Below are 5254 nucleotides of genomic sequence, written 5' to 3'. Positions count from 1 at the left end.
ACGTTAACAATACTAACGTTAACACCCGTGTCGTAGGAATCCATAAAGCTTTGCAGACGCGTTCGCGCATTTTCTGCAAGCACAGCACGGCCAGCCGTTAGAATTGGGTTCAAATCTGTACTACCCACTTCATGCCGTAATGCTGATTCAGCAGCATGTTGTAAACTACGCTCTGGATCTTCAACGCGTAAAGCAAATGCTACTGGGTCCGATACCGTATACTGAACGTTTAGTTCAACCTGAACCACGTTCTCATCCTGAGTCAGCATTTCTTGCTTCAACTCGGCATTTCGAACATTAGTTACGTTTACAGGAATGACCTTCTCGACAACAGGAATCACAAAGCGTAAGCCCGGGTCCAAGGTTCGGTTGTACTTACCTAATTGAAGGACAACGCCTCTTTCCTGCTCATCAATGGTATAAAATGACTTAAAGCCTAAAAAGATGACCAGCGCAATCAATGCCAAAATAAATACACCACCAGCACCCTGGCTTGAACCGCCAGAAGAGCCACCAGTTTTTTTCGGGCCTGAACCAAACAAGCCATTCAGCTTATCCATCAGTTGTTTTAAAGCTTCATCGAGATCAGGTGGCCCTTGATTATTGCCGCCTTTATTCCCTCGATTATTAGAACCCCAAGGGTCGTTATCATTACGATTACCACCCGGCTCATTCCAGGCCATAGAAGACTCCGTTACATTTTTTAGATTAGTTTCATGAAAGATTCTTACGAATCAAAGTATTGTGACTTAATTGCCCACAAGTGTGGTTAATGAGGGCAAAGTCTTAGTTTACAAGAGGCACATAGTATTGTGCTTGGAGACGGACAGCAAGCGGTTTTTATGGTGGGCGTTTATCAGACATAAAAATGGGCAAGCTTATGCTTCCCCATTAAGGATTTAGATCTAACTATTAAATAAGAAACCTAGTGAAGGAAAGAGATAAAACGTTCTTCAATCACCCCATCTGCGCGTGTTACAGCGACTTTTAATGTACCGAAGCTAGTAGCAGGGTCATCATCTGCCTCTACTATAATCATGTTAGTAAACGGAATCGGATTACCGTCAGAATCTACTGGACACTGATTAGGAATTACAATATTTTGGCCCGTTACAATCTCACCATCCTCAACACTTACTGCTACAGTAGTGCCATTTGCAGGCATTAGCCCTTTACCATCAGTAATTGTAACTAGAACTCCTGCGGCGCCCGCTGAAGCATCCAGAACCCCACCACCTAAGTTATCAGAAATTACGACATCATCTTCAGACATACAGATCGTAGCTACACGTCTTACATCGACTAGCGACTCACAATGATACGGAGAATTAGGGTCATCAGGATCCGAAGGTTCTTCAGCTGCCTCAGTACAACTTGCCCCCTGATAAAATCCCGGATTAGTCTTAGTGTCGTATACCTGATTATTGTTAAAATCTGAGTAGAACTCATTATCATCACGCACACCATTATAGTTAACATCGATATAAGCTTCGTCCAGTTCGACATCTATGACTTCACCTAAATCATATTGACCATTCAAGTTCGCATCAATAAATGACTCCTCTCCAGTCGTACGTGCCATAATATGCACTAAACCGTTATCGGGACGCGGATTCGAACTTGTCCAATCAACTGAACAAAAGCCACTATCTAATTCACAGGAACCCACTATCTGACCACCGGTTGTCACAAAAGAAACCTGAGTACCATCTCTAGCCTCATTATTAAAGCGGTCACCTGCGCGCACAGTCATTCGAGAAGTTGTTCCAGAAATATCCCAACCACGAGGGTTAAAGGTCTCTACAGATAAAGTAAAGCTGTCTTGGTCAGGAAGTCCACCCAGAACGGCAATTGAATCAGATGTCGTAGTTGTCGTTGCAGTTGAACCATCCTCATACTCAACAGTTACCGTTGCAATGATTGCCACACTAATGTTAACGCCACCAGCAGTAAGCTGTACTGAAGTATTACCCTCTTCATCCGTTACCGAAGAATAAGTCGATAAGCCATTAGGGAAAGTAATCCCCCCCACATTCGTTGACAGAGAATATTCAATTGTTTCACCTGCCATCGGCTCGCCCGTCGCATCGTTCAAACTGAAGGTAACGGTTGTAACCTCTGGGTGAGCACTTGAGCCACTGCCTTTCAACGCGATGGTTGAAGGATCAGCCGATACAAAAGCTAATTCACCTAGTATTTGCTCTGCTACGTTAATATTTGCTGTAGCTGAGGTCCCATCACTTAGTGTAGCGGTAATGACATCAGGCCCTTCACAGGTATTCGCAGTATACGTTGCAACCGCGGTACCTGTCGTTGTATTAACCGAAGATGAAATATCCGACTTGCCTTGCTGCACACAATTTGAAGTAAAGCTAACCGACACGGAACTAGAGGTAAATAGAGTATTACCGTTGGTATCAACAATATTGACCGACACAACCGTGTCGCCACCATAGGTTAGATCAACACCGTCAGTTAGCGTTGTCATTTCACCCGATACAAAAGAATCGCCAGAACTTCTACCCAAACCTAAACTAGAGATATCAATTGTTACGGATGCAGTTGAGGTATTACCTTCATCATCAGTTGTCGTTGCTGTTATCGTATCCGAACCAGTACAAGATGTGGCAGTATAATTTACGGTCGCCACACCTGCAGAACTTAACGCTGATTCACCAATTGTCGCCAATCCTTGTGTCGCACAAGCTGAACTAAAGCTCACTGAGGTTGGCGTTGCTAATAATTCATTATCCCTACCTGCATTAACTACATTGACAGATATCGTCGTACTAGCACCGTAAGAAAGCACCTCACCGTCAGCCAAACCGGTTACCATTGCACCAGCATCAAAACTATTACCTGAACCAGAACCTAACCTCTCGTCCACGTCAGCAGTCGGTGATGTATCCGTCCCGGAATCGGTTTCAGTAGTTTCAGTACCACTTGAATCATCTGGGTTACCATTACCCACACCAAAACCGTCACTTCCGCTACATGCACTTAGCAAAAGCGCCATGCTCAGCGATGAAACCACTGATTTATTAAGAAACATATCTTATCCTCAATTTGGCAATGCCTAAAATATCAATATCTTACGATGAATTCCTAGAAAAGAAGTTCGCTATCCATAAAACATAGCACAGCTTTTTATTTTTAACAGAAGTACTTACATAACTTAGTGTAAGTTTTTTTGAGAAATGTAATTTTCTGACTTGACGCACATTTGGCTGCACGTTTTCAGTCAAATGCGTGACATTTTAGTGCCTTTTATCGGGCTGGATAGCTTGTGATTACAAGTTAGTGATATCTAAATCAGATTCATTAACTTCAGCTTGGCGAAGCAGTCTTTCGTAATCGAGGCGCTGTAAGCGAATCTCTAGAACTAGCCCGCCTTCTTCATCATAGCTTTCATCCTGCACGACCGATGCAGCATAAAACAAGGCTCTTAGTTTTCCACCTTTAGAAGGGTCAAGTTTAATTTTCTGATGAACTATTTCATCACCAAGAATTTCAATAATCGCTTGATTAAGCAGATCTACACCAGCACCCGTATAAGCAGACACCCATACTCGCTGCGGCACACCGTCTTCATCTCTATCTATTCTCGGCTCACGACCGTCTAATAGATCTAGCTTATTATAAACCTTTAAAGTCGGAACCTTATCCGCACCAATCTCCTTAAGAACATGCTCCACCTGCTCAATATTATCCATGCGACCTTCATCATGACAATCAATGACATGCAAAAGAAGCGTAGCGTTGCAGGTTTCTTCAAGCGTTGCCCGGAAGGCATCTACCAATTTATGCGGGAGATGTCTAATAAAACCAACGGTATCAACCAAAATAGCGTTGCCGATATCCGGCAGGTTCAACTTTCTTAAAGTCGGGTCCAAGGTTGCAAACAGCTGGTCGGCAGCATAAACATCCGCTTCAGTGACTCGATTGAATAAAGTAGATTTACCAGCATTGGTATAACCAACCAAGGATACTGTTGGTATTTCTGCACGGGTGCGTGCTCTACGACCTTGGTCACGCTGTTTACGAACTTTCTCCAGACGTGAGGTAATAGTCTTGATACGACCGCGAAGTAAACGTCTATCACTTTCTAACTGAGTCTCACCCGGCCCTCGTAAACCGATACCACCCTTTTGACGCTCCAAGTGGGTCCAGCCGCGAATCAATCTCGTCGACATATATTCTAACTGAGCAAGTTCGACCTGCAGCTTACCTTCGTGAGTTCTCGCCCGCTGAGCAAAGATATCCAAAATGATACCTGTACGGTCGATAATTCTACACTCCAGGGCCGCTTCAAGATTTCGCTGCTGACTTGGTGACAAAGCATGATTAAACAGCACAACATCTGCCTCACCATGCTCTAACTCGAACTGTATTTCTTCCAGCTTACCCTTACCAACAAAGTGCCGGGCATCCGGCTTATCTCTAGAGCCAGTAATGACTGCTAGCGTTTCAACCCCAGCAGAAGACACTAACTCCTTGAATTCATCAGGGTCTTCACGTTCTTTTTCAGAGTTAAAATCAATATGAACCAGTATAGCCAGCTCACCGGAGTCGGGACGGTCAAACACGTTTAATTACTACTCCGGCGGGCAAAAAAGCTAAGCGACGATAAAAGTCTGATAGTGGGGATAGAGTCAAGATAGACTATGACTCTTGTTCTTCAGGTGTTGCAACGCGAACATTACGTGCAGGTACAACCGTTGAAATAGCGTGCTTATACACCATTTGGCTAACAGTGTTTTTAAGTAAAATGACAAACTGGTCAAATGACTCAATCTGGCCTTGTAGCTTAATGCCGTTAACAAGAAATATTGAAACAGGAATTCGCTCTTTACGAAGTGCATTCAAATATGGATCTTGAAGAGAGTGACCCTTAGACATTTTATTATCTCCTAGTATTTTTTTAATAAATCTATTTTATTCCATTTAACGCATTTTTTTCATTTTTTATGTGAGATGCGTCTTAATATTTAGCATTTTCAATTATTTCTCGCGCTTTAGCCAGCACTTTTACATCATTCGTCTCTAATTGGTGCAAATTTGGCCAAGACCTCAACCAAGTTAGCTGCCTTTTAGCGAGTTGTCGAGTTGCAATAACCCCCCTTTCTCGCATTTCATCTTTCGTTAACTTGCCATCTAGGTAATCCCAAACCTGCCTATAGCCAACACAACGCATTGAAGGCATATCTGCTGTCACCTCTCCAGAGTGGTAAAACCCTTCAACCTCTTCGATAAA

At 43.3% G+C, this 5254-nt stretch carries 4 protein-coding genes and 1 pseudogene; all 5 read right to left on the bottom strand.

Annotation, left to right across the window (positions count from 1 at the left end):
- Positions 1 to 683 (bottom strand): FtsH protease activity modulator HflK (gene hflK, locus A3756_RS07525; protein WP_068553221.1); only part of this gene is annotated, 683 nt, incomplete at its 3' end.
- A 242-nt stretch (positions 684 to 925) separates the two neighbouring features.
- Positions 926 to 3052: a hypothetical protein gene (locus A3756_RS07520; RefSeq protein ID WP_068514975.1), complete on the bottom strand. Its 2127-nt coding sequence runs from the start codon at positions 3050 to 3052 to the stop codon at positions 926 to 928.
- A 238-nt stretch (positions 3053 to 3290) separates the two neighbouring features.
- A complete protein-coding gene (hflX, locus tag A3756_RS07515; RefSeq protein WP_068514973.1) occupies positions 3291 to 4586 on the bottom strand; it encodes a ribosome rescue GTPase HflX in 1296 nt (431 codons plus the stop codon).
- Between the two features lie 76 nt (positions 4587 to 4662).
- On the bottom strand, positions 4663 to 4899 hold the full coding sequence (gene hfq, locus A3756_RS07510) for an RNA chaperone Hfq (protein ID WP_068514970.1): 237 nt from the start codon (positions 4897 to 4899) through the stop codon (positions 4663 to 4665).
- An 82-nt stretch (positions 4900 to 4981) separates the two neighbouring features.
- Positions 4982 to 5254 (bottom strand): annotated as a pseudogene (gene miaA, locus A3756_RS07505) (tRNA (adenosine(37)-N6)-dimethylallyltransferase MiaA); the annotation flags it as partial.

The sequence above is a fragment of the Oleiphilus sp. HI0086 genome (genome assembly GCF_001635225.1).
The sequence above is the reverse complement of the archived record's forward strand: the minus strand, read 5'-3'. Positions and strand labels throughout refer to the sequence as shown.